Here is a 24,541-nt window from a genome sequence, read left to right on the forward strand (position 1 = left end):
TCAATCTCCCAGCGGCAAGTGATCGTCGCCGCCGCGGTAGTCGTCCAGGGCCAGTTTGATCCGTCGCAGACGTTCTTGATTGTCTTCAGGACTGGCCAGCGCCAGCTCGGTAGCGAGCACATCGATGGCCAGCAGCATGCCGTAGCGCGCCGCCGTGGGTTTGTAGATGAAGGATGTCTCGGCGCTTTGCAGCGGCAACAGCACATCGGCCAGTTGCGCCAGCGGCGAGTCAGCCCGGGTGATCGCGAGGATTCGGGCGCCGTAGCTGCGAGCCAGGTACACCGCTTCGAGCAGCTCGGGGGTGATGCCGGTCTGCGAGCAAGCGATGACGGCGTGTTCGGCACCGAGGCTGGCGGCGGTAATGCGCATCATCACCGGGTCGTGGCACACCGCAATCGGGTAGCCGAGGCGCACCAGGCGCACTTGCAGTTCATCACTGCACAGGGTCGAGCAGCCGCCCATACCGAAGGCGTGAATCATCCGCACCTTGCCCAGCAGTTTCACCGCATCGGCGAAGCGCGATTCATCGAACGCAGATAAGTGCTGACGCAAGGTCGACTCGATATCACCGACGATCTGCCCGTAGAACGCCGACTGTTCAGGCGTGCCCGCCGGGTCGAGAAAGCGACTGCCGACGCCGCTGGCCTGGGCCAGTTGCAGGCGCAAATCCCGCAGGTCGCGGCAGCCGACGGTACGGGCAAAACGCGACAAGGTGGCAGTGCTGACTTCCGCCCGCTGCGCCAGTTCGTCGAGGCTGGCGGAGGCGGCAAATCCTACGTCGTCGAGCATCAGCCGGGCGATGCGTCCTTCGCCGGCGCTGAAGGAATCCTGACGGGCGCGGATCTGATAGAGGATGTCCATGGCGGATGGCTCCGACTAAAGCAGGTAAGAAAGACCTACGGTCAAACCGAAGGCGACCACCGAGATGATGGTCTCTAGCACCGTCCAGGTCTGGAAGGTCTGGGTAACGGTCATGTTGAAGTATTCCTTGATCAACCAGAAGCCGCCGTCATTGACGTGGGAAAAGATAACCGACCCCGCCCCCGTCGCCAGCACCAACAACTCCGGGTGGGGATAACCCAGTCCCACGGCCACCGGCGCGACAATCCCTGAAGCAGTGGTCATCGCCACTGCGGAATGCCGATCAGAATCGCATAAAGCAACGTCTGCCCCACCGACGCCTGATAGACCTGCACCGCCAGCATCGCTGCCGGGTGCGGCGGTACCAGCGCATGGACCACCGAGAGCCCCGCGACCATCGGCAAACCGACCATCAGAATCGACACGCCCACCCGCCGCGCCACGGTGAACGCGATGGGCACCAGCAAGACAAAACCGACCTCGAAGAACAGCGGTAGTCCTACAAGAAAGGCGATACAGACCATCGCCCAATGCGCGTTTTTCTCACCGAAACGGTCGATCAAAGTGCGTGCCACCTGCTCGGCGCCGCCAGACTCGGCCATCATCTTGCCGAGCATCGTGCCCAGCGCCACCACCAGCGCGATGTGCCCCAGCGTCTTGCCAACCCCGGCCTCATACGCCCCCACCACACCCGATGGCGGCATCCCGGCCAGCAGTGCCAAACCGATGGATACCAGCGTGATGACGATGAAGGGATTAAGCCGGTAGCGGGCGATCAGAACGATCAGCGCAATGATGGCGATGGCGGCGTAAACCAACAGCCAATAGCCGAAGGAAAGCGTCATGCGGTACTCCTCGAAAGGGTCACGTCGAATGGGTTGTGAAACTCATAAATCATCTCGACGAGCTACTTTCAAACGAAGTGAAAGTAATTTTCGTGGAGGGATAAGGGATGTCGTGCAGAGGTATGGAAGGTCGTGAGTTATGAAAATTCGATAGTGGAACTTTCATCCTCCCGACGCTGATCGTTCCCACGCGAGTGTGGGAACGATCACTCATAGATTTCAGTCGTGATGCTCGCTGGCGCGTTTTAGCAGTTTCTTGCAGCGTTCGGACAAATGCAGCACGCGTAGCTGCTTGCCAGCCTTGGCGTAGCGCTCGCGCAATGTTTTCAGCGCAGCGATGGCCGAGTAGTCGACGAAGCTCAGGTGGCGACAATCAAGGGTCACCTGGGCCGGATCATTGGCGGGGTCGAACTGATTGAGGAATGGCGTGGTAGAGGCGAAAAACAGCGTGCCGTGCAGGCGGTAGAGTTTGCTGCCGTCGCTTTCCTGATGAATGTCGGCATACAGCTCGCGGGCCTGTTGCCAGGCGAAGTTGAGCGCCGCAATGATGATTCCGCACAACACGGCGATGGCCAGATCGGTGAACACCGTAATCACCGTCACCGCAAGGATCACCAAGACATCATTCAGCGGCACCTTGTTCAGCACCCGCAACGAGGCCCAAGCGAAGGTCTGCTGCGACACCACGAACATCACCCCGACCAGTGCGGCCAGTGGGATACGCTCGATCAGCGGCGAAAGGAACAGCACGAACAGTAGAATCATTATCCCGGCCACTGCACCGGACAGCCGACCGCGACCGCCAGAGCTGAGGTTGATCATGGTTTGCCCGATCATGGCGCAGCCCCCCATGCCACCGAACACGCCAGAAACTATGTTGGCGGCTCCGAGCGCCACGCACTCGCGATCCGGGTAGCCGCGGCTCTCGGTAATCTCGTCGGTGAGGTTCAGGGTCAACAGGGTTTCCAGCAGGCCGACCAACGCCATCAATATCGCGTAAGGCACGATGATGTGCAGGGTTTCCAGGCTCCAGGGGATATCTGGCAGCGCGAAGCTCGGCAAACCGCCGGCAATGTTCGCCATGTCGCCCAGGGTGCGGGTCGGCAGGCCGAGCAGGTAAACCGCCAACCCAACGCCCAGAATCGCCACCAGTGCTGGCGGCACGGCACGTGTCAGGCGCGGCATCAGGTAGACGATGACCATCGTCAGCGCCACCAGCCCGATCATCATGTACAGCGGCGAGCCACTCAGCCAGGCCTCACCGCTCTTGAAGTGCTCCAATTGGGCCAGGGCAATGATGATCGCCAAGCCGTTGACGAAGCCGAGCATCACCGGATACGGCACCATGCGCACCAGTTTGCCCAGCCTCAACAGGCCGAACGCCAGCATGATCAATCCGCCCAGCAGCACAGTCGCCAGTAAGTACTGCACGCCGTGCTGCACCACCAGCGCGACAATCACCACGGCCATCGATCCGGCGGCGCCAGACACCATCCCCGGCCGCCCACCAAAAAGCGCAGTCAGGGTGCAGATGATGAAAGCGCCGTAAAGCCCCATCAACGGATTGAGGTGGGCCACCAGCGCGAAGGCGATGCATTCGGGCAGCAGGGCGAAAGAGGTCGTGAGTCCGGCCAGGACATCGGCGCGCAGACGTTTGGGTTTCATGGCTTACCTAAAAATACAGGCGGGAGAAGAGAGGGCGGATGTTACGGAATTGAGGGCGAGCCGGCCAGTGAATGGGCCGGCAGAAACGCAATCGCGAGCAAGCCCGCTCCCACATTGGTCCTGTGTCGTTCCCATCATCGTGAATCGACGCAAGTCCACTGTGGGAGCGGGCTTGCTCGCGAAGAACGATGATGCTGTCTACGAATCAGCCCTTGAAATCCGCAATCGCATAAGCCGCCAATTTGCCCTGGATGAAGTCCAGGAAGCACTGAATCCGTAGGGCAAGTTGCGAGTTGCGGTAGTACACCGCGTTGATCGGTTGGCGATATCCGCTGTTGAACTCCGCCAGCAGCACCTGCAAGCGACCGGCGCGGATGTCGTCGATGGTCATGAAGTGCGACAGGCAGGCGATGCCCTGTCCTGCCAGCGCCAGGTGCCTGATTGTCTCGCCGCTGGACGCACTGATCGACGCCTGGATCGGCCAGCGATCACCGTGGACATAGCGCAATGGCCATTGGTTAAGGCCTTCGTTCTGGGTGAAACCCAACAGCGTATGTTCGGCCAGATCGGCAACCGCGGCCGGTAGGCCGTATTGCTCCAGATACGCCGGGCTGGCGACGATGTGCAGCGGGCTGCAACCCAGTGAGCGGGCGTGCAGGGTCGAGTCGGCCAGCGTGCCGATGCGGATGGCGATGTCGGTGCTTTGTTCGAGCAGGTCGATGATCAGGTCGTTGCTGTTGAGTTCGAGTTGGATGTCCGGGTAGAGACGGCGGAACTCATCGATGTACGGCACGATGGCGTGCAGCATGAACGGCGACGCGGCATTGATTCGCAGACGCCCGGAAGGGGTTTGCTGGCGTGAGGACAGGCGCTCTTCGAGCTCTTCCATCTGATCGAGAATCAGCTTGGCGTGTTCGAAGAAGTACTTGCCCTCCTCGGTCAGGTCCATGCGCCGCGTGGTGCGGTTGATCAGCGTGGTGTCGAGCTTGGCCTCCAGTCGCGACAGCGTGCGGCTGACCGCTGACGGCGTTTGCCCGACTTGTTCGGCCGCAGCTGAAATTGACCCGCATTCAATCACGCAGACGAAAATCTGCAACTCATCGGATCTGGCTTTCACGTGTGTCCCCGTTCGCTAATCAGCGTGGCATGAATCGCCAGGATCGCAGCCTGCGGCAGCTCCTACAAGGATTGCGCGCCACCCCGAACCTTCGGGTGTGCGCCATCTGTAGGAGCTGCCGCAGGCTGCGATCTTTCCCGCCGTTGCGACGGATACTAGCCGGAAAATTCAGGCCGGTAAGCCAAACACCTCGCTCAAGTGCAGCTCATAACGCGCCACATCGGCTTCAACGTTCGGGCGTTTCATCACATCCACGCACAAGAAGGTCGGCAAACCGGTCATGCCAAGGAAGGTGTTGGCCTTGTGGAACGGGAAGTACACCGCGTCCACGCCTTTGGCTTCGAAGAAGTCGGTCGGGTCGTCGAAGGCTTGCTGCGGCGCGTTCCAAGTCAGCGACAGCATGTATTTTTTACCGTGCAGCAAACCGCCGCTGCCGTACTTCTGCGACGCGTCGGAACGCGTGCGACCATCGCTGGCGTAGAGGCTGCCGTGGCCTTCGGTGAAGACTTCATCGACGTACTTTTTGACGGTCCAGGGCGCGCCCATCCACCAGCCGGGCATCTGATAGATGATCACATCGGCCCAGAGGAATTTGGCGACTTCCTCCGCGACGTCGTACCCCTCGTCGATGAACGTGGCTTTCACATCCACACCGCCGCGATCCAACACGCTCAGCGCCGCTTCGTGCAGCGTCGTGTTGTAGCGACCATCGGAGTGGGCAAATTTTTTGCCGCCATTGAGCAATAGGACTTTTTTCATGAGAAGTCTCGCAAGGTTGAAATTCGATGGCGGCAGAGTAGCGAGTCGACTCGCGCGGAATAAGCGCTCAATCAGCAAAATTCATTTGACCAATACGCACGAATCGATGAGCGATTGTTGCCGTAACCTTGCGCCGATTCTGACTTTTAAGGAGAACCTGATGAGCGAACTGCAAGGCTTCATCCTGCACGCCAAGACCCGCCCGGAAAAAGCCGCGGCCTTCGAAGCGTTCTTCCGTGCCTATGTCGAACCGAGTCGCGCCGAACCCGGCTGCATCGAGTACCACATGCTGCGAGACAAACAGGACCCGACGCTGTTTATCTTCTACGAGATCTGGCAATCCCAGGCGCATCTGGACGTGCACTCGAACCTGCCGCACATGAAGCAGTTCCTCGACATGCGCATGGAGTATCTGGAGCGGGATTTCGATATCCGCCCAATCGAAATGCTCAGCACTTCGTCCGCTATCCGCTGATCAGCAAATGGCCGCCGAGCACGCCGAGGCCGATGAAGAACACGCGCTTGAACAACACGGCGCTGATCCGCTGGCGCAGCCATTGCCCCAGCAGCATGCCGAGCACCGCCGGAATCAGCGCCAGCAGCGACGCGCTCAACTCGCCACCGCCGAGGGCGCCGCGCCATAACAGGCCGGCGGCCAACGCGAGGGTCGAGACGGTGAACGACAGGCCCAGCGCCTGCACCAGTTCATCCTTGCTCAAGCCCAGCGCTTGCAGATAAGGCACCGCCGGAATCACGAAGACGCCGGTGGCCGAGGTAATGATGCCCGTCAGCACACCGCACAGCGGACCGAACCAACGCTCGGTACGACTGCCGATGTGCAAGGTCGGCAAGAACAACCCGCTCAAGGCGTAAATCAACAACGCCGCCCCCAGCCCCCGCACGACCCAATACCCACCGGCCATGCCGATCCACAAAGTACCGGCACCCGTGCCGATGAAAATCGCCAGCAGCATCGGCCACAACCGGTTCAGTAGCCTGCGCAAATGTCCGCCGAATGCCAGTTGCCAGACGTTGGTCAGCGTCGCGGGAATGATCAGCAACGCCGCTGCCTGCGACGGGGCCATAGCCAGACCGAGCAAGCCCATGGCAATGGTTGGCAGTCCGAGACCGATCACGCCTTTGATCGTCCCGGCCAGCAGGAAGGTGGCGATGACCAATAAGGAAAGGGTCAAACCCAAATTTTGGTAGAACGCGGCGAGTGTATTCATGGGGCTATGGTGAGCGCTGATGGTTGCCTTGAAAATCTGGCATATATTGAGGCTGCCTCTTGATTGTGTAGAGGCTGAAATTTTCGTTGTGGCTGCTGACGCCTTCGCGGGCAAGCCCGCTCCCACAGTTGAAATGTATCGAACACAAAATTGTGTGTCCGCCAAAGATCCCTGTGGGAGCGGGCTTGCCCGCGAAGGGGCCCGTCCAGACAACAAACATCCAGAGGTTGCCGATGCACTTCGACCTGACCGACCTGCGCCTCTACCTGAACATCCTCGATACCGGCAACATCACCGCCGGCGCCGCCCGCAGTCATCTGTCCCTGGCAGCGGCGAGCGCACGAATCCGCGCGATGGAATCTTCACTCGGCACTGATTTTCTGGAGCGCGGCCGTCGCGGCATAACGCCGACGCCCGCCGGCAAAGCTCTGGCGCAGCACGCCCGCGTTCTTTTGCAACAGGCCGAGCGTATGCAGCAGGACCTGGCCGAATACGCCAAAGGGGTCAAAGGCCAGGTGCGGTTGTTGTGCAACACCACAGCGATCACCGAATACCTACCGGAGTTGCTGGCAGACTTTCTGCGCGACCATCCGAACCTCGACATCGACCTGCAAGAGCTGCCCAGCGCGCGCATCACCCATGCCTTGCGCCAAGGTGCAGCGGACCTGGGCATCGTGTCTGACGCCGTGGATACCGACGGCCTTCAGACCCGTTATTTCCGTGACGACCCACTGGTACTGATCCTTCCGCGCGATCACCCCTTGGCCGACACCGGACCGTTAAATTTCAGCGCCACCTTGTACCACGATTACGTCGGCCTGAACGCCAACAGCGCCTTGGCCGTGTATCTGGAAGAACAAGCCCTGCACAGCGGCTTACGGATGCAGATCCGCATCCGTGCCGATGGCTTCGATGGCGTGATGCGCATGGTCGCCCGAGGTGCCGGGCTGGCGATCGTGCCCTTGGCGGCGGTCGAACGCTGGCCAGCTGAAACACCGTTCAAAAGCATCACACTGAAAGAGCCGTGGGCCCGACGCAAACTGTTGCTGTGCGCCCGGGACTTCGCCGTGCTGCCCGGTTATGCCCAGGCCTTGCTGAACGCCTTGACTCTCCCCTGAGGGGCAGACTTTACCCTTGAGGCTTCATCTTCAGGGACCGTTACGATGAGCAAGCGAATTCTGGTGATCCTCGGTCATCCTTCGAGCAACAGTTTCTGCGGCGCACTTGCCGAACGCTACGCACAATCGGCGTTGCGTGCCGGGCATGAGGTGCGCCAGTTGTCTCTAGGAAAAATGGACTTCGACCCGGTGCTGCGCGAAGGCTATCAACAGGTGCAACCGCTGGAAGCCGACTTGCGCCGTGCCCAGGCGGACATTCTGTGGGCCGAACACCTGACCCTGGTCTACCCGATCTGGTGGGGCGGCGTACCGGCCTTGCTCAAGGGTTTTCTTGATCGGGTGTTGCTTCCGGGCTTCGCCTTCAAGTACCGCAAAGGCAAAGCCTTTCCCGACAAATTGCTGCATGGCCGCAGTGCGCATCTGCTCGTGACCATGGACACGCCACCCTGGTACTACCGCTGGATCTACCGCATGCCTGGCCTGCATCAAATGCGCAAAACCACCCTGGCGTTTTGCGGCATCCAACCTCAGCGCACGCTCACCTTCGGGCCGGTCCTGGGGTCCAGCGCCGGTCAGCGCGAAACCTGGCTGCTGCAAGCCCAGGCTATCGCCAGCCGATGAGTCTGCCGATAATGGGGCTGGCTTACCCTCGGCAAAAAAGGACTTTTCATGTACATCGGCCAAGCCGCGCATCGCTCGGGCACGACGATCAAGAGTATTCGCCATTACGAGTCGATCGGTTTGCTGCCTGCCGCTCGGCGGCAAGGAAAATACCGTGTCTATGATCAGCACAGCGTCGACCTGCTGATCTTCATCAAGTGCGCCCAGCAATTGGGTTTCAAGCTCAAGGAATTGCAGGCGATCTTTACCGGGCATCAAGGCCTGGCGATGCCCTGGTCATTGGCGCAGCAAGCCATCGATGCCAAGAAGTGCGAAATCAGCGACAGGATTACCGCACTCAGGCATCAACACGAGCAATTGGTCGAGTTTGAAGCCAGCCTCACACAGGCCAGAGCCGATTGCCCGCTGGAAAGTCTTTGAGAGTCTGCGCGTTTCTGGACAGCTCAATGTCGAATACAGACAACTGAACGGTGTATGGGCGCTATAGGGTGCGACTTCAGTTCTTGAACCCACTGCCCGGAGTCATCATGACCGCACCGATTACCGTCCTTCGCGATACCCATCCGCTGCCAGTACTCGACGCCTGCAAATGGGAAAAACTCGAAGGCGATCCCCACACCGTCAACCTCAACGCGTACACCAGCGAAGATGGCAGCAAGATCATGGGCACCTGGATCTGCACGCCGGGCAAGTGGTACGTGGAATACGTGAAGTGGGAATACTGCCACTTCCAGGAAGGCTACTGCATCATCACCCCGGAAGGCATGGAGCCGATCCACCTGCGCGCCGGTGACATTTTCGTCATCGAGCCAGGCATGAAAGGCACGTGGGAAGTGGTTGAGACCGTGCGTAAGTATTTCGTGTTTGCCTGATGCAGCAAAAGATCGCAGCCTTCGGCAGCTCCTACAGGGTGTACACATTCCCATGCAGGAGTTGCCGAAGGCTGCGATCTTTTTTCAGCCAATAAAAAACCGGGGATCTGCCCGACGCAGCCCCCCGGAAAAACCTCTTACTGCGGTTTGCGATAGCTGTTAATAATCGCCGAGAAGTCCTTACCCCCTTCCCCACGCTGACTCATCGCCTGATACAACTGTTGCGCCACCGCGCCGAGCACCACCGGTTGGTGCGCCTGACGTGCCGCCTCAGTGGCCAGCCCCAGATCCTTGAGCATCAGTTCGGCACCGAAACCACCGGTATACCCGCGCGAGGCCGGCGCCGTTTCGACGATGCCCGGCCACGGGTTGTACATCTCCGAACTCCAGCAACGCCCGGTGGAACTGTTGATGATCCCCGCCAGCACCGTCGTGTCGATCCCCAGCGCATCGCCCAAGGACATGGCCTCGCTGACGCCGACCATGGAAATTGCCAGCAGCAGGTTATTGCAGATTTTGGCGATTTGCCCGGTGCCGACTTCGCCGCAATGGACAATATTGCGGCCCATTTGCGCCAGTACCGGTTGCAGGGTGGCGAACAATTCAGGGGTGGCGCCGACCATAAAAGTCAGCGTCCCGGCCGCAGCACCGCCGGTACCGCCGGAGACCGGGGCATCAGCCATCGCCACGCCTTGTTTGGCAGCCGCTGCGGCAACGTCACGCGCCGTCTGCGGATCGATGGTGCTGCAATCCACTGCGGGCACGCCCTTGGCGATCCCCGCCAGCACGCCATCTTCGCCCAGCCAGACGCTGCGCACATGCACAGCGGCTGGCAGCATGGTGATCACCAGCTCTGCATCTTGAGCCGCTTCACGCGCCGAAGCGCTGATGCTGCCGCCCAGTTGCTCGAGCTCTGCCAGCACAGCTTTGTTCAGGTCGACCAGCCGCAGTGAATGGCCGGCCTTGATCAGGTTGCGCGCCATCGGCGCGCCCATGTTGCCGAGACCGATAAAAGCGATTTTCATGTCCGGCTCCTTAACGCAAGTGGATGGTGGTATTCACACCGTCGTTGACGCTGTCGTCGTCGAACCAGCGCGCGGTGACGGTCTTGGTTTGAGTGTAGAACTGCACCACTTGCTTGCCATACGGACCGAGGTCGCCGAGCTTCGAACCACGGGAACCGGTGAAGCTGAAGAACGGCACCGGCACCGGAATCGGGATGTTGATGCCGACCTGACCGACGTCGATTTCCGTCTGGAATTTACGCGCCGCCGCACCGCTCTGGGTGAACAAACCCGTGCCGTTGCCGAATGGGTTGGCGTTGACCAGTGCGATAGCTTCATCGAGGGTATCGACTTCCAGCACCACCAGCACTGGACCGAAGATTTCCTGGGTGTAGATCTGCATATCGGGTTTCACACCGGAGAACAGGGTCGGGCCGACAAAGTTGCCTTTTTCGAAGCCTGGAACGGTAACGTCGCGACCATCCAGCTCAAGCTTGGCGCCTTCCTTGATGCCGCTTTCGATCAGATCGAGAATCCGTGCCTTGGCACGTTTGGAAATCACCGGACCAACATCAGTGCCCGGCTCGCTGCCGGCATTCACTTTAAGTTTCTGTGCCAGTGCTTTCAGGTCTGGCAGCCATTGCTTGGCCGCGCCCACCAGCACCACCACGGACGTGGCCATGCAGCGTTGCCCGGCGGCACCGAAACCAGCCCCCACCAGCGCATTGAGCGCTTGTACGCGATTGGCATCCGGCAGCACCACGGCGTGGTTCTTGGCGCCCATCATCGATTGCACACGCTTACCGTGCTTGCCGGCCAGGTCGTAGACGTGAGTACCGACCGCGGTCGAACCGACGAACGAAACAGCCTTGATGTCTTTGTGGGTGCAAAGCGCATCCACCACATCCTTGCCACCATGAACGACGTTGAGCACACCTGGCGGAATGCCGGCCTCGATGGCCAGTTCCACCAACAGCATGGTCGACATCGGATCCTGCTCGGACGGCTTGAGCACGAAGGTGTTGCCGCAGGCGATGGCCATCGGGAACATCCACAGCGGAATCATTGCCGGGAAGTTGAACGGGGTAATGCCGGCACAGACGCCGATCGGCTGACGCAGGGTGTAGGTATCGACACCGCCAGCGACGTTCTCGGCGAACTCGCCCATTTGCAGGCTGCCAATGGAGCAGGCGTGTTCGACCACCTCCAGGCCGCGGAAGATATCGCCTTCAGCATCAGCAATGGTTTTGCCCTGCTCGTTGCTGAGTACTACGGCAATGCGTTTGGAGTGCTCGCGAATCAACGCCTGAAGCTTGAGCATGATGCGCATCCGCGCACCGATCGGCGTCAGCTTCCAGGTCTGGAAGGCGCGATGGGCGGCGCTAATGGCGGCATCCACTTCGGCGGCGGTCGCGAATGGGACTTTGGCCAACACCTGCTGGGTCGCCGGGTTGACGATGTCGTGCCATTCGGTGGTCTGGGATTCGACCCACTCGCCATCGATCAACAATTTGACCTTTTGCACGGTGGTTTCTAGCGATGCGTTCATGTTGGTCTCCGGGACGTTGTTCTTATAAAGAGAGCGATCTTTGGAGCCAAGGCGAGAAAGTCGCCTTGAGATGAGGCGTGTGTCGCGAATTGGTTGTTGGACTGTTTTTGGAGTATAGATGTGCAAACTTCTAATAAGAACGCACATAAAAGCCGGTCCATCATGCAAAAAAACATCACGTCTTTAGGCTCGTTGAACTGGGATGACCTCAAGTTTTTTCTCGAGGTTGCCCGTACTCGCAAGGCCAGCACCGCGGCCAAGCGCCTGGCGGTGGATTACACCACCGTGTCGCGACGCATCAGTTCGCTGGAAGCTTCATTGGGCACGTTGCTGTTCGAAAAGTCCCGGACCAGCGGTTTCGTCCTGACTGCCGAAGGCCAGCGGCTGCTGGGTTACGCCGAGTCGATTGAAAGCACCTTGCACATGGCGTGCGAGCAGGTTTCGGGCTCCGGCGTGGCATTGTCCGGGCACGTGCGTATGGGCTGCACCGAAGGGTTCGGCAGTTTTTTCATTACCCCGCAACTGAGCCATTTCGTCGACGCCTACCCGGCGATCTCGGTGGACATCCTGCCGCTGCCGCACTTCATCAGCCTGTCCAAGCGCGAGGCAGACATCGTCATCGCGCTGGAGCGGCCGGAACACGGCCCGTATGTCTGCTGCAAACTCTGCGATTACAAATTGCAGCTGTATGCGACCCAGGATTATCTGGACAAGCACCCACCGATCCGCCGCCCGGCAGACTTGGGCAAGCATCAATTCATCAGTTATGTGGACGATCTGGCGTTCAGCTCGGAGCTGCTGTACCTGGCGAATGTGTTGCCCGGTGCCAGTGCCAATCTGCGCAGCACCAGTGTGATCGCGCAGTTCGTGGCGGCGCAGCAAGGACGGTCATTGGCGATTCTGCCGTGCTTCCTGGCAGCTCAGGACCCGCGATTGCTGCCGGTGTTGCCGCAAGAGATCACCATTACCCGGCAGTTCTGGATGTACTGCCGGGAGGACCTGCGCAAACTCAAGCGGATTACGTTGTTGTGGGATTACATCCGTGCCGTCACCGAGCAGAATCAAGGGCTGTTGATGGGGGAAAGTCGGGAGATGTTGTTCGCCAATTAGTCCGCGCTCACCACGATCGACACCCGACGGTTCTCGGTGCGTCCGACTGCGGTGTCGTTGGAAGCGACGGGCTTGCTGCTGCCCAGGCCGCGCAGTTGGATGTTTTCTTCTTTTATGCCAACTGCGGCCAAAACCTTGCCGACGCTTTTCGCCCGTCGCAGGGAAAGCTGTTCGTTATAGGACTCTTGGCCTGAAGCATCGGTGTGGCCGTCGATTCTCACGCGCTCGATTTCCACACTTAGTAACGCCTTGCCAATGCGCTCGACGATCTCGGTACTAGCGGGGTTGAGACTCTCGACATCGCTGCCGAACAAAACTTTGCCTGACAGGCCATAGGCCCAGCCATCATCCGTCATTTCGAAACCTTGCTGCTTGAGCACAGCGATCTGCGCCGGAGTCAGGCCTTTTTGCGGTGCGGTCTGGCAACCGGTCAATGCCAGCAAGGCCAGGAACAGGGTGATCGTGAAAAGTCGTAGAGAACGCTGATTGAAGGTGAACACAGAAATTAGTTCCTGGTTTGAACATGGGCGACAGGGAGCTCCGCTCCTGCCGTTTGCTGCGCGCCTCGGGAAAGGCGTTTGGCCTGGTACATCGCGGTGTCGGCAGCATCGAGCAACTCGCCCGGTGTGACCCCATGATCGGGGTACACGGCGATGCCAATACTGAGTGAAGTCAACACCTGGGTACTGCCCGGCAACTGGATCGGTATTTCCATACTGGCGATGATTTTGTCAGCAATCCGTTCGGCGTCTTCGGCCTTGTGCAGCGGTGTGAGCAAGATTGCAAACTCGTCGCCGCCCAGACGCGCGACCAAGTCCTCTTCACGCAGTTGTGCACGAACCCGGGTTGCCACGGCGACCAGCACCGCATCGCCGGCGGCGTGGCCGAAGTTATCGTTGATCTCCTTGAACCGGTCGCTGTCGAGAAACAGCACGGCCACTCGCTCATCGAGCTTGCCGGCATTGCGCAAGGCACGCATCAGGCGGCCTTCGAAAAATGCTCGATTCGGCAGCCCGGTAAGGCTGTCATGGCTGGCTTGGTGGGCCAGGGTTTCGTTTTCGCTTTGCAGGTGGGTCTGCCAGGACTCGAGCTCATCGAGCAAGGCATTGAAGTCGTTGCCCAGGTTGTCGAGTTCGGCAATGTCGGCGGGCGGTACGCGCTGGTCAAAGGCTCGCTCGATGCGGGCGGCGTGAGCCACAGTAGCCAGGCTGCGCAAAGGGCCGGTGATCCCCCCCAATTGCCGCCGCGCCAGATAGAGCGCAACCCAGGCACTGATGGCGGTACACAAGACGATACCCATCAGACCGCTGAGCAAAAAACTCATCAGGCTGCCACCGTGCCCGACCAGCAGGATACTGCCGATTTCCTGACCTTGATGGACGATCGGCATGCTGATGGGCTTTTCCAGAATCACCCGGGCGATCTGCATTTCAAGATCCGACAACAATCCCGTTTCCGGTCTCTGCCAATGGGCGAGCAACTCGCCTTGCTCGTCCATCACCTGTGCGTCGGCCACTTCTTCGGTGGACGCGATCAACGCCAGCGCCTCAGTGGCGGCGACCTTATCGTTGAACACCACCGCGGCTTCCACGGTGTAATTGATCGAACGGGCGATCAGATGCAGGTTGTGATCGGCATAAACCCGCAAGGCCAGAACCCCCAGCAGGGTCAACGAAACACTGGCCATGGCCACGCCCACCAAGGCGACGATCAAATGCCCACGGCCGATAACCGACCCTAAGGTCGGACGTATACGAGATTTGAATAGACTCATGGTGCCGCCGGTTTGCGGCGCGACAGTTGCAGCACACTGGGATGAATGCGCACACCGCTGCGGGCGACTGAGTCGAGGTTGACCTCGAAGGACACTTGTTCATCGCCGACACGCAGACAGAACAGACTGCCGACGGTGCACTGATCGCCGCCTTCGCTGATGCTCACCACCGGGCGTCCTGTCAGCGAGGCGAACAATCGACTGCGTTCGTCGCTGGTCAGCTTGCCGATGTACACCGCGTCGCACTCACCGGCAATCGCCGGGTTGTCGGCCAAAAGCCTTCGCACAGTGACAGACCGACCAGTGGCCTGGGTAGTGCCCTTGACCAGGTCGTCGGTGTACTCGGTAGGGCCGACTATGCACAGACGCAACTGTTGAGGCTCAACAGGCCACCGGGCATAACTGAGGATCCCGAGCACCACCTGAGTGACCGATCCGGCACGCTGGTCGGCCTTGCTCTCAACGGTTTCCGGCTGAGCGAAGGCAACGCCCGTCAACAAACAGAGAAGGCCGGCAAGCAGCACTTGCTTGCAGCCAACAACGCGCTCTGTCGCCCAGACAGCCACCTTCATGCAGGGATTCTCTTCGATCACAACGAAATGATGCCGCAACGATAGCACAGCACCGAAACACCAGCGAGGCCACGCACCACGGCACTTCCCCTTTTCAGTGACCCGGCTCGATCCCCTCTTCCAGCTCCAGCATCAACCCGCTCAAGCGCTTGACCTTGCGCCGCACGGCCTCTTCGAATACGCCGGCGCGAGGCTCAATCAGGGTGAACCAGTGTTTGGCCCGGGTAATCCCGGTATAGATCAGTTCCTTGGTGAGCACAGGGTTCAGGGCGTCCGGCAGAATCAACGCCGTATGGGCAAATTCCGAGCCTTGGGATTTGTGTACGGTCATGGCGTACACGGTGTCGACATCGTTCAGCCGACTTGGCAGGACGAAGCGCACACCGCCCTGACCATCGTTACGCGGGAAGGCCACACGTAGCACTTGCCGTCCAGCGTCGGGGCCCTCACGCTCCGGCAGCTTGAGGGCAATGCCAATATCGCCGTTCATCAACCCCAGGCCATAGTCGTTGCGAGTCATCAGCACGGGGCGACCTTCGTACCACTGGTGGTCGCTGTCGATCAGCCGAGCCTTGAGCAGCGCGTCGGTCACTCGTTGATTCAAGCCCTCCACACCCCAAGGCCCTTTGCGTACCGCGCACAATAGCTGGAAGGCGTCGAAGGCTTGCAGCACCACGCGAGCCCAATCGGCCCAGCATGGATCGTCGAGCGGGCTGTTGAGCGGTGGCCGCTGACTGCGCAAAAGACCCAGGTAATGCCGATAACCTTGCGGCCCCTCGCCATGACCCTCGAGCAACAACCGCTCCAGCGCCCGGTCCTGCTCACCCTTGAGAGGCAGGGAAAATACGTCGCCATGGCTTCCAGCCGCCAGTAACTTGCGGGCTTCCTCAGGATGCTGCTGGTTGACCCAACGGGCCAACTGGCCAATACCGCTGCCCTCGCCGAAGCGCCGTGAGTGACGCAGCATCACGACTTGCTGAGCCAGGGGATGCGCTCCGTTGATGTCTTCGTGCAAACCGCTGCTACGGAGGTTTTCACCGCTGACTGCCTCCAGCCACTGGCGTGTCTGCGGGCTGTACCAACCGGCTTCGGCATCGCGGCACAGATCGCCCAGGACGGCACCGGCCTCTACCGACGCCAGTTGATCCTTGTCACCGAGCAGCACCAGACGGGCATGGGCCGGTAATGCGTCGAGCAAATTGGCCATCATTTCCAGGTCGATCATCGAGGCTTCGTCCACCACCAATACGTCCAGCGGCAAGCGATTGCCGGCGTGGTGCCGGAAATGCCGGGTGCCGGGACGACTGCCGAGCAAACGGTGCACGGTGGTCACATCCGACGGGATCTTCTCCCGCACCGTTTCAGCAACTTCCAGGGTTTGAACCTGTTGGCTGATGGATTCGGTCAACCGTGCGGCAGCTTTGCCAGTGGGTGCCGCGAGACGAATGCGCAGTGGTTTGCCGGCCTCAATCGCGGGTACCTGGAGCAATGCGAGCAAGCGCACGACTGTGGTGGTTTTACCGGTCCCCGGGCCACCAGTGACGATGCTGAATGCGCTACGGGTAGCCAGGGCGCAAGCGAGCTTCTGCCAGTCGATCACTTCATCAGGCCTGGCTGGGCCGAACAGGCCGGTCAGGCGTTGGGGCAAATCACTCGGTGTTGTTCCGTGTGCAGCCAGGCGCTGACGCAGGGCGTTATCGATCCGCCGTTCGTAAGCCCAGTAGCGACGCAAGTACAGGCGTTTACCCGACAGCACCAACGGCCGGTGCTGCGCGGCTTCACGCCCGTCGACGGCCAGAGCCACCAGACGGCTGGACGCCAGGACCTTGCACCAATGAGCACCGTCCAGCGCCTCAAGCAATTGCGACGGCAGCAACATCGCGCCACTTTGCAGATCACCTTCCGGCGGCAGCGACAGAGCGAAGTCCGGCTCTTTCAGCGTTTCGAACAGATCCAGGCAAACATGGCCGTGGCCCAACTGGTGACTGGTCAACGCGGCGGCCAGCAGCACCAGTGGATCATCGTCGGGGGCGAGTTCGTGGAGAAAAGCCACGAAGGCCTTGTCCAGCGCCCGCAGCCAACCGCGTTCGACCCAGCGCGTGAGCAGCAGCAACAAGTCATCTGCGCGGCTCAGGGGGGCCAGGTCCGCCAGACTTTCGGCCGCCAATGGCGTGGGCAGCAAATCGGCGAAGGTGCGACTCATAGCAGTACTCCCTGTTCCCAGGCGGGTTCGGCCTTGGGCTCTGGCTTGCCCTGGAACAACCGGTCCAGACGCTCGATCAGCTCCCGTGGCGGACGGGCGAAATACACGCCCTGGCTGGCCGCGCGAGTACCGCGAAGGAACAGGTACAACGCTCCTCCAACATGCCGGTCGTAATCGTAATCGACCAGCCGCGCCTTGAGCTGGCGATGCAAGGCGAGCAGGTACAACACATATTGCAGGTCGTAACGGTTATCGAGAATCGACTGCTCCATGGCCTGCCCGGTATAGGCCGCGTCATCGACGCCCAGCCAGTTGGATTTGTAGTCGGCGACGTAATAACGACCGTCGTGCTCGAACGTCAGGTCGATAAAGCCTTTGAACATGCCATTGAGCAGCACCGGTTCGGCAGCCACCCTGGCCACGCCGTTGTGGGTGTATTGGCGCACCAGTTCATCGAGTTTGAGCACATCGACTTTGTGACTGGCGAACCAGAATTCCATCTCGACCCGGTATTGGGTCAGTTGCTCGAACACCACCGGTGCCTGCCCGCCGCCGATGTGCAGCGGGGATTTGAGCAAGTGCTGTAGCCAGTCACTCAACGTCGTGATCCAGCCTTCCCAGCCACGGCGATTGCAGCGACGGGCGATGGCGTCTTCCACAGCTTGTGGTGCAGCGGCAAAACCTTCGTCACCGGCCCACTCAAGCAATCCATGGAGAAAAGTGCCAGGGTTCGGCCCGCGAGGGAATCGATGGATATCAGCCCCGCCAGCAATCACTTCTCGTGGCGCTTGCGGATCGAGACGTTCGTCGTCAAAAAGCTTTTGTGCTTGTGGGCTCTCTGGAGCTTCGTCACTGCCAACGCTCAGACTATCGCCAATGCGCAGGGCGCTGTAGGAGGCAATCCACCAGTTTTCGCTGGCCTTGCGTTTGGGTATCAGCGGCGCAAGCAAGGTCGCTTCATTGCGCGGCGGATGGTAATGCTCGGCGCTCGCTTCAGGCATTTCACCGTAGTTCAGCGCCGGGCAGTCCTGCTGCAAATCTTCCAGCCAACGCCGCAACGCTGCAGACTCGGCCAATGGCGTACCACCGCCCAGCAGATAACCCAACGCTGAAAGGTGCAACGTCGATCCGTTGTTATTGCCGCGCTTGAGGTCAGTCACACCGAGCCAGCAGGCATGTTGTGCCCGGGTCAGGGCGACATAAAGCAGCCGGAGATCCTCGGCCAAGCGCTCATCATCGGCTTGGGCGATCAACTCCGGCGTCGGCTTCAAGCTCACCTGAGCCTTGCCCGTCGCGTCGTGGTAATACAACGGCAAACGGCTGCCATCCACCGGTTTTGCCGAGCAAATGAACGGCAGAAATACCAACGGATATTCAAGTCCTTTGGATTTGTGAATGGTCACAACCTTGACCAGTTGCTCATCGCTTTCCAGGCGCAGGATCTGTTCTTCGCCAGCCTGACCGGACAATGCCAGATGCTCGGACAAGTGACGGATCAAGGCTTGCTCACCATCGAGCTCAGCGGCTGCTTGCTGCAGCAGCTCGGACAGGTGCAGCAGGTTGGTCAGCACCCGCTCGCCATCACTGCGCGCGATCAACGCCTGGGGCAACTGAAAGTCATGTAACAGGTGCCGCAACATTGGCAACACGCCTTGCTTGCGCCAGAGCTCGCGATAACCGCGGAACTGCATGACCCGTGCTTCCCAGGCCAGTTCGTCCTGATTCAGCCGCTCCAGCTCAGCCAGCGAAAGGTTCAGTGTGATGCAGGCAAGAGCGGCACGGAGGGGACGCTCGACATCCGGCTCGGCACACGCTTTGAGCCAGGTCAGCAGGTCATGGGCTTCCTGCGCGGCGAACACGGAGTCCTTGTCTGACAGGTAAACACTGCGCACGCCGCGGGCCGAAAGTTCGCCACGCACGGCCTGGGCCTCTTTGCCGTCGCGCACCAGAATTGCGATATCCGATGGCAGTAGACCTTTGAAGTCCTTACCGTCCTGGATGAAGCCAGCACAGCCTTGCTGACCGCCATTGAGCAGCGCGGTGATTTCACTGGCGCAGGCGGCGGCCAATTGTTGTCGATACACCGCGCCAGACAGTGGCTGATCAGCGGACAGATGCCAGATGTTCAGGGCCGGTACAACCTGACCATCAATCTGCAGGACTTCTTTGCGCCCTTGGGATTCGACGGGTAGGAACGGTACCGGATTCTCGCCACTTTTCTCACGAAACAGGAATGCTCCGCGTCCCTGCTCACGAGATTCGGCGCGCTCGAACACATGGTTCACCGCACTGACCATGCCATGGCTGGAACGGAAGTTGGTGCCCAGGGTATGCAGCCGGCCAGTGGTGGCCTGGCGGGCGCGCAGGTAGGTATAGATGTCGGCCCCGCGGAAGGCATAGATCGCCTGCTTCGGGTCACCGATCAGAAACAGACCGGTTTCAGGATTGTTGTCTTCGATGCGATAAATGCTCTCGAAGATTCGATACTGCACCGGGTCGGTGTCCTGGAATTCGTCGATCAACGCGACCGGGAACTGCTCGCGGATCAGTGTTGCCAGGCGCTCACCGCCTTCGGACTGCAAAGCCGCATCGAGGCGCAGCAGCATGTCATCGAAGCCCATTTCCGCGCGGCGACGCTTTTCTTCCTCGAACCGTGCACCCACCCAGTGAGCGGCGTGTTGCAGCACGGCGGCATCGGGGGTCGGCAACCCATCGAGACTGGTCTTGAGACCGGGCATCGCATCGAGACCGGGATGACGGGGAGCTTCACCCTTCCATGCTTCAGCCATGCCATCGGGGGTCAGGCGAGTGAAGCCGGTGCCAATGTCCAACTGCTCGAGAGATTCGTCTTCGGCCCAGGCTCGAAGTTTCTCGAACCAAGGTTCAAAGTAGCGCGGCTGCATCTTGCGGCCATCGACGCTCTTGCTCGCGACGCCTTGGTGACAGATGGCAAGCAACTCATCCGCCCACTGGCGCCAGGGCATCTTGAGTTCGAGCAAAGCAGCCCGTCGCTCCTGCAGGCACTCGGCAATCAACTCGGCAGGCTCTTTACCTTCAACGCTGTCACGCTCGCTGGCGAACAACCCACGCACTCGTGGCAGCAACGCCGCAGGGCCGCCCCAATTGCCGCGAACCCAGTTCAACGCATCGCCTTGCATTGGATAGCAGAACAGTCGCCAGTAGTCGCGCAGGACTTCGCCGAGCAAATCGCTGTGATCGGTTTCCAGGGTCTGGGTGAACAGGCTGCCACTGTCGAACGCATGCTCGCGCAACATGCGCTGGCACCAACTGTGGATGGTCGATACCGCCGCTTCATCCATCCACTGGGCGGCGATGTCCAGGCGGTTTGCACAGCCGGACCACTGTTCGGGGAGGTACTGCTCGCGCAACTCGGCAATGAGGCCATCCGGAGCCGGTGTCTCATCGCGGAAAAACCGTGCGGCTTCAGCCAGCCGTGTGCGAATACGTTCGCGCAGCTCTTTGGTCGCGGCATCGGTGAAGGTCACCACGAGGATTTGCGGCGGCAGCAATTCACGGCCAAAACCACTCGACTCGCCGCCGTGGCCAAGGACCAGACGCAAGTACAGCGCAGAAATAGTGAAGGTCTTGCCGGTCCCGGCGCTGGCCTCAATCAGCTGGCTGCCACGTAGCGGGAATGCCAGGGCCAGCGGAGTTTTCGTGGTCATGAGCGCGCCTCCTGGCTGGTCGATGAACGCCAGGAGGCCTCAAACAGCGGCCGATACAAAGCGTTGCACCAATCGGGGAAGGTCTCGTCCGCAGTCAGTGCATCGTAATCGGCGTATTGCCGAGTGAGCGCCGGGCTTTCGCGGCGCTCGCCGTCAGTGTTCTGGCCGTCGCCTTCATAGGCCTTGCGGGCAGCGGCGTCAGCTTTGCTCGGGTCGGTTTGAGCGAGCCAGGCGAACGCTGTTTTTACTGCAATCGGCAGCGGCTGGCGCATGCCCGTTTGCCAAGCCAACAACAGATCGCCCAGAACCCGAGATGCTGCGGCCTCCTCTATCGGACCGAGCAGCAAACTGTCGTCGCTGGCCACCAACGCGGTGGTCATCGGCATGCCGCTGGCACACGCCACCAGGTGATTGACCCAAGGTCGCGTCAGGCGATGCCATTTGCGGGCCTTGATCGAACCGATGCTGTTGGGAATCGTAGTCACCGACAACAACCCGCCATCTGCGCGTTGATGCAGGCCACTGAGCCAGCCCTCCAGACGCAATCCTTGTAGTTCCAGACTTACCGGTAACGCGCTGGTGAGCGAGGTCGGCCATAACGCCAGAAGTTGCTGATAGCGCAGCAGCAGATCCGGCAGCGGCTCGATCAACTCTCGCTGAAGACATTCGCCAAAACCGGCCATGGGCAAAAGCCCGCTGTTTTGCAGGCGTTTTGCCTGCGCCTCCAGTACCTGATCGGTTTGCTCCAATTGCCCCAGCGCCGCTTCGAGCAAGCTGTCGCTGAGGCTGTAGCGTTGCAGCGCATCGAGTACGAATGGCTCTTCATCTGCCAAAGGCACGTCGACAGCCTCAAAGAACACTTTGAGCCGCTGACTGAAGAAATGTCGTACCGGGTTGCGCAGAAAATCCTGCAGCAGACCCAGGCTCAGCGGTTCGTCCTGGACGTAGGGTTCAAGTACTTCGATATCAGTCGCCAGATCACCGGCTTGATGAAGAACCTGCCACTCGCTGGCGTAGCTGAATAGATCATCGCCTTCGTGAAAGTAGCGAGCGCTGAAAGGTTGCAGCGGGTGTTCCTGGGTCATGGATTCAAGCAGGTCATCATTGTCATCGTGCAGTCGCCAGCCGCTGCCGAGATGGTCACGCAACTGCCCTATCAACACCGAAGCAGGGCGCTCGCTGTTGTCCCGAATACTGCGGCCGACCCAGCTGATATAGAGTTGATCGCGTGCGGACAACAATGCTTCCAGCAACAGATAGCGATCATCCTCGCGTCGGGAACGATCGCCGGGGCGGTAGTCACTGCCCATCAGGTCGAAGTCCAGCGGCGGCTGCGCGCGAGGGTAATCACCGTCATTCATGCCAAGCAGGCAGACCAGTTTGAAGGGGATCGCTCGCATGGGCATCAAGGTACAAAAGTTAACGGCCCCGGCGAGGAAACGCTGAGACAGGCGACCTTGGTCGAGACCCGCCAGCCAGGCTTCCCGGACTACGGTCAGCGGTAACTCGTCTTGCAAACCTACGGATTCGCAGGTTTCAAGCCAGGTCTCGCGAAGCTCTTCGAGTTGGGCCAACAAATAGTCGTCATGCTCGTTGCTGGCCAGGAAGAATAGCTGCACCAAAGCTTGCAACCGCGAGCCCCATTGTTTAGGCGCCGCAGGTTGAGTGAGTTCCTGATGGGCAATTTCCAGCGCATCCAGCAGTGCGACCAAAGGACCTATGAGCGCGGCATCCAGACCACCAATCTCGTCGTAGGGTTCGATCCCCTCGCAGGCATTGCCGCTACCCACGGCATAACCCAGCAGCATCCGTCGCAGACCGAAACGCCAACTGTTTTGCTCCAGCTCATCAGGCAGGCCCAGACCCGCGCGCTGCTCGGCGTTCATCCCCCAGCGGATACCTGCGCCTTCAATCCAGCGATGCAAGGTAGGCAGGTCACGCTCCTCTACGCCAAACCGAGCGCGTAATGCCGGAACGTCCAACAGATCGAGGATTTCGCTGACGGGAAAACGACTGTCGGGCAGTTTGAGCAGATGCTCGACAGCGATCAATAGCGGATCCCGGCCGCGCTGGCCTTGATCCGCAAGTGTGAAAGGAATGAAGCGCGGATCAAAGCGATCAAGCTGACCAAAGACAGCACGGATGTGCGGGGCATAACTGTCGATGTCCGGGACCATCACGATTACGTCGCGAGGCCTTAGGTCTGGGTCAGCACTGAATCGTGCGAGCAACTGATCGTGGAGTATCTCCACTTCGCGTTGGGCGCTATGGGCGATGTGAAAACGGATCGATTCGTCCTTTTTCACATCGACAACGGGCCAACGCTCGCGAGTCTCGTTCAGGGGACGCAATTCCAGGATGTCGTCCTGCAATTGATTAAGCATGTTCTGTGGCTGGTTTTCGCTGAATAGATCGATACGCCCGTCACGAAATGCCGAGCGATAACTATTGGGATCGTCGTAGCTGTCGAGCAGATTGATGTAGTCCCGCCCCTGCTTACCCCACGCTGCCAGTAGCGGGTGGGCATGCTGATGGAGCGTTTGCGAGTCGAGCACAATCGGCATGCCGCTCTTGCGAGCCTGACGCTTGTACTGATGTCGCAACAAATCTTTATCGGCGACGATGTCTGCCCAATGGTGACGACATGGGTTGTGTACGCACAGCAAGACCTGGCTGAATCGAGCAAGCCCGGCAAGCGCTTCCAGGGCCTGAGCAGGCAGTGAAGAAATCCCGAAAACGATCACCCGTGACGGCAATCCGCTGGGCGCTACGTCAAGACTATTGATGCGCTCGATAAAGCGTTGGTGAACGCCTGCGCGGCTTTGCGCCATGCCTTGCTCTCCGACATCCAGCAACAGCGCACGCCACAGCTCCGCCTGCCAGCAGTTGGCCGGGGTCAGCGCTTTGGCTTCGCCTCTGCCATTTCGTAATTGATGACGACCTTCTGCCCAGTCTTCGAGCCAGTCGGCACGGTAGACCTGATATTGGTCAAACAGGTCTGCCAGTCGCTCCGCCAATTGATAGCGTTTACGTAAGTCGGTGTCATTGGTAAGGAAGCGCTGCAGGGGTTCGAAGTGCGGTTGGTTAATCAACTGTGGTAGCAGACGCATCAGACGCCAGGTCAGCGGGGCTTTATCGAGCAAGGATTTGACCGGGATTTCGTCACGTCCCAGCACCATGCGATAGAGCTGCCACATGAAGCTGCCCGGTAACTGCACGTCGATGGCTGCGGCGATTCCACAGCCGCCCATGTCGTCATCTTCGGGGTCTTCGGCCAGTGCCAGCTTCAGCCATTGGGCGATGCCGTTACTCTGTACCAGAGCGATTTCATTTTCCAAGGGAGCCAGCGGGTAGCGCCGCATCCAGCTGACCACCAGGCTGCGCAACTCGTCCAGGCGGTTGCCGTGAACCACCATAAAACCAGCACTGAGGGACGTAGCGTCCGGCATAAAGGCTTCCTTGGGAAAATACAAAAGCTAGGGCCGAACCTTAGCACTGTCATCAGACTGTGACAGCCGGAAGCAGTCCGATAATGCTGTACGAACTTTCCTGCGGA

At 59.9% G+C, this 24,541-nt stretch carries 19 protein-coding genes and 1 pseudogene; 6 read left to right on the forward strand and 14 right to left on the reverse strand.

Going from position 1 to position 24,541, the window contains the following annotated elements; translation table 11 throughout:
• The 5 genes and pseudogenes from JFU11_RS20980 to JFU11_RS21000 all read right to left on the reverse strand — a co-directional run bounded on the left by JFU11_RS20980 (position 1) and on the right by JFU11_RS21000 (position 5,247).
• On the reverse strand, positions 1-861 hold the full coding sequence (locus JFU11_RS20980) for a MurR/RpiR family transcriptional regulator (RefSeq protein WP_201062004.1): 861 nt from the start codon (positions 859-861) through the stop codon (positions 1-3).
• Positions 862-876: 15 nt separating this feature from the next.
• A pseudogene (locus JFU11_RS20985) lies at positions 877-1,706 on the reverse strand (SLC13 family permease).
• A gap of 219 nt (positions 1,707-1,925) precedes the next feature.
• A complete protein-coding gene (locus JFU11_RS20990) occupies positions 1,926-3,371 on the reverse strand; it encodes a SulP family inorganic anion transporter (RefSeq protein ID WP_201062005.1) in 1,446 nt (481 codons plus the stop codon).
• A 205-nt stretch (positions 3,372-3,576) separates the two neighbouring features.
• Positions 3,577-4,488 carry a LysR family transcriptional regulator gene (locus JFU11_RS20995; protein WP_201062006.1) on the reverse strand — a complete coding sequence of 304 codons (912 nt, stop codon included), beginning with the start codon at positions 4,486-4,488 and terminating at the stop codon, positions 3,577-3,579.
• 168 nt (positions 4,489-4,656) lie between these two features.
• Complete coding sequence (locus JFU11_RS21000; protein WP_123719080.1) at positions 4,657-5,247, reverse strand: NAD(P)H-dependent oxidoreductase; 591 nt, start codon at positions 5,245-5,247, stop codon at positions 4,657-4,659.
• A 160-nt stretch (positions 5,248-5,407) separates the two neighbouring features.
• On the opposite strand from JFU11_RS21000, the gene JFU11_RS21005 reads away from it, so the two are divergent.
• Positions 5,408-5,722, forward strand: coding sequence for a putative quinol monooxygenase (locus JFU11_RS21005; RefSeq protein ID WP_123719081.1), 315 nt, complete (start codon positions 5,408-5,410; stop codon positions 5,720-5,722).
• On the opposite strand, the gene JFU11_RS21010 is transcribed toward JFU11_RS21005, so the two are convergent.
• Entirely contained in the window at positions 5,712-6,476 is a 765-nt protein-coding gene (locus JFU11_RS21010) for a sulfite exporter TauE/SafE family protein (protein WP_123719082.1), read from the reverse strand. The two genes, JFU11_RS21005 and JFU11_RS21010, sit on opposite strands and share 11 nt — an antisense overlap.
• A 233-nt stretch (positions 6,477-6,709) precedes the next feature.
• On the opposite strand from JFU11_RS21010, the gene JFU11_RS21015 reads away from it, so the two are divergent.
• The 4 genes from JFU11_RS21015 (at position 6,710) to JFU11_RS21030 (ending at position 9,087) form a co-directional block, all read left to right on the forward strand.
• Positions 6,710-7,594 carry a LysR substrate-binding domain-containing protein gene (locus JFU11_RS21015; protein ID WP_201062007.1) on the forward strand — a complete coding sequence of 295 codons (885 nt, stop codon included), beginning with the start codon at positions 6,710-6,712 and terminating at the stop codon, positions 7,592-7,594.
• Between the two features lie 45 nt (positions 7,595-7,639).
• Positions 7,640-8,215 carry an NAD(P)H-dependent oxidoreductase gene (locus tag JFU11_RS21020; RefSeq protein WP_201062008.1) on the forward strand — a complete coding sequence of 192 codons (576 nt, stop codon included), beginning with the start codon at positions 7,640-7,642 and terminating at the stop codon, positions 8,213-8,215.
• 48 nt (positions 8,216-8,263) lie between these two features.
• A complete protein-coding gene (locus tag JFU11_RS21025; protein ID WP_201062009.1) occupies positions 8,264-8,635 on the forward strand; it encodes a MerR family transcriptional regulator in 372 nt (123 codons plus the stop codon).
• Between the two features lie 107 nt (positions 8,636-8,742).
• Positions 8,743-9,087: a cupin domain-containing protein gene (locus JFU11_RS21030; RefSeq protein WP_024781087.1), complete on the forward strand. Its 345-nt coding sequence runs from the start codon at positions 8,743-8,745 to the stop codon at positions 9,085-9,087.
• Between the two features lie 137 nt (positions 9,088-9,224).
• Here the strand turns inward: JFU11_RS21030 and mmsB are convergent, their stop codons facing one another.
• Together mmsB and JFU11_RS21040 are read right to left on the reverse strand one after the other, a co-directional pair.
• Positions 9,225-10,112, reverse strand: a complete 888-nt coding sequence (mmsB, locus tag JFU11_RS21035) for a 3-hydroxyisobutyrate dehydrogenase (protein WP_201062010.1) — start codon at positions 10,110-10,112, stop codon at positions 9,225-9,227.
• Between the two features lie 10 nt (positions 10,113-10,122).
• Complete coding sequence (locus JFU11_RS21040; protein WP_038978846.1) at positions 10,123-11,640, reverse strand: CoA-acylating methylmalonate-semialdehyde dehydrogenase; 1,518 nt, start codon at positions 11,638-11,640, stop codon at positions 10,123-10,125.
• 162 nt (positions 11,641-11,802) lie between these two features.
• Here JFU11_RS21040 and JFU11_RS21045 point away from each other — a divergent pair, with 162 nt between their 5' ends.
• Complete coding sequence (locus tag JFU11_RS21045) at positions 11,803-12,750, forward strand: LysR family transcriptional regulator (protein WP_201062011.1); 948 nt, start codon at positions 11,803-11,805, stop codon at positions 12,748-12,750.
• Here JFU11_RS21045 and JFU11_RS21050 read toward each other — a convergent pair.
• From JFU11_RS21050 to recC, 6 genes are all read right to left on the reverse strand, one after another.
• Positions 12,747-13,250 (reverse strand): OmpA family protein, encoded by a 504-nt coding sequence (locus JFU11_RS21050; RefSeq protein ID WP_123719094.1) that lies wholly within the window; start codon positions 13,248-13,250, stop codon positions 12,747-12,749. The two genes, JFU11_RS21045 and JFU11_RS21050, sit on opposite strands and share 4 nt — an antisense overlap.
• A gap of 5 nt (positions 13,251-13,255) precedes the next feature.
• Complete coding sequence (locus JFU11_RS21055; protein ID WP_201062012.1) at positions 13,256-14,524, reverse strand: diguanylate cyclase; 1,269 nt, start codon at positions 14,522-14,524, stop codon at positions 13,256-13,258.
• Positions 14,521-15,096, reverse strand: coding sequence for a YfiR family protein (locus JFU11_RS21060; protein ID WP_201062013.1), 576 nt, complete (start codon positions 15,094-15,096; stop codon positions 14,521-14,523). The genes JFU11_RS21055 and JFU11_RS21060 overlap by 4 nt, the downstream gene beginning before the upstream one ends.
• 94 nt (positions 15,097-15,190) lie before the next feature.
• Positions 15,191-17,299: an exodeoxyribonuclease V subunit alpha gene (gene recD, locus JFU11_RS21065; protein ID WP_201062014.1), complete on the reverse strand. Its 2,109-nt coding sequence runs from the start codon at positions 17,297-17,299 to the stop codon at positions 15,191-15,193.
• The gene (gene recB, locus JFU11_RS21070; RefSeq protein ID WP_201062015.1) at positions 17,296-20,985 is read right to left on the reverse strand and encodes an exodeoxyribonuclease V subunit beta; all 3,690 of its coding nucleotides are present in this window, start codon (positions 20,983-20,985) and stop codon (positions 17,296-17,298) included. Before recB ends, recD begins: the two co-directional genes overlap by 4 nt.
• Positions 20,982-24,434, reverse strand: coding sequence for an exodeoxyribonuclease V subunit gamma (recC, locus tag JFU11_RS21075; RefSeq protein WP_201062016.1), 3,453 nt, complete (start codon positions 24,432-24,434; stop codon positions 20,982-20,984). The genes recB and recC overlap by 4 nt, the downstream gene beginning before the upstream one ends.
• Positions 24,435-24,541: the final 107 nt, after the last annotated feature.

Origin of the sequence: Pseudomonas sp. TH37 (assembly GCF_016650735.1) — a bacterium.
Lineage (GTDB): Bacteria > Pseudomonadota > Gammaproteobacteria > Pseudomonadales > Pseudomonadaceae > Aquipseudomonas > Aquipseudomonas farris.

What these genes read in the sequence shown, in the direction of transcription:
- JFU11_RS20980 (WP_201062004.1), bottom strand. Translation starts at nt 861, where the DNA reads ATGGACATCCTCTATCAGATCCGCGCCCGTCAGGATTCCTTCAGCGCC.
- JFU11_RS20990 (WP_201062005.1), bottom strand. Translation starts at nt 3,371, where the DNA reads ATGAAACCCAAACGTCTGCGCGCCGATGTCCTGGCCGGACTCACGACC.
- JFU11_RS21000 (WP_123719080.1), bottom strand. Translation starts at nt 5,247, where the DNA reads ATGAAAAAAGTCCTATTGCTCAATGGCGGCAAAAAATTTGCCCACTCC.
- JFU11_RS21005 (WP_123719081.1), top strand. Translation starts at nt 5,408, where the DNA reads ATGAGCGAACTGCAAGGCTTCATCCTGCACGCCAAGACCCGCCCGGAA.
- JFU11_RS21010 (WP_123719082.1), bottom strand. Translation starts at nt 6,476, where the DNA reads ATGAATACACTCGCCGCGTTCTACCAAAATTTGGGTTTGACCCTTTCC.
- JFU11_RS21015 (WP_201062007.1), top strand. Translation starts at nt 6,710, where the DNA reads ATGCACTTCGACCTGACCGACCTGCGCCTCTACCTGAACATCCTCGAT.
- JFU11_RS21020 (WP_201062008.1), top strand. Translation starts at nt 7,640, where the DNA reads ATGAGCAAGCGAATTCTGGTGATCCTCGGTCATCCTTCGAGCAACAGT.
- JFU11_RS21025 (WP_201062009.1), top strand. Translation starts at nt 8,264, where the DNA reads ATGTACATCGGCCAAGCCGCGCATCGCTCGGGCACGACGATCAAGAGT.
- JFU11_RS21030 (WP_024781087.1), top strand. Translation starts at nt 8,743, where the DNA reads ATGACCGCACCGATTACCGTCCTTCGCGATACCCATCCGCTGCCAGTA.
- mmsB (WP_201062010.1), bottom strand. Translation starts at nt 10,112, where the DNA reads ATGAAAATCGCTTTTATCGGTCTCGGCAACATGGGCGCGCCGATGGCG.
- JFU11_RS21040 (WP_038978846.1), bottom strand. Translation starts at nt 11,640, where the DNA reads ATGAACGCATCGCTAGAAACCACCGTGCAAAAGGTCAAATTGTTGATC.
- JFU11_RS21045 (WP_201062011.1), top strand. Translation starts at nt 11,803, where the DNA reads ATGCAAAAAAACATCACGTCTTTAGGCTCGTTGAACTGGGATGACCTC.
- JFU11_RS21055 (WP_201062012.1), bottom strand. Translation starts at nt 14,524, where the DNA reads ATGAGTCTATTCAAATCTCGTATACGTCCGACCTTAGGGTCGGTTATC.
- JFU11_RS21060 (WP_201062013.1), bottom strand. Translation starts at nt 15,096, where the DNA reads ATGAAGGTGGCTGTCTGGGCGACAGAGCGCGTTGTTGGCTGCAAGCAA.
- recD (WP_201062014.1), bottom strand. Translation starts at nt 17,299, where the DNA reads ATGAGTCGCACCTTCGCCGATTTGCTGCCCACGCCATTGGCGGCCGAA.
- recB (WP_201062015.1), bottom strand. Translation starts at nt 20,985, where the DNA reads ATGACCACGAAAACTCCGCTGGCCCTGGCATTCCCGCTACGTGGCAGC.
- recC (WP_201062016.1), bottom strand. Translation starts at nt 24,434, where the DNA reads ATGCCGGACGCTACGTCCCTCAGTGCTGGTTTTATGGTGGTTCACGGC.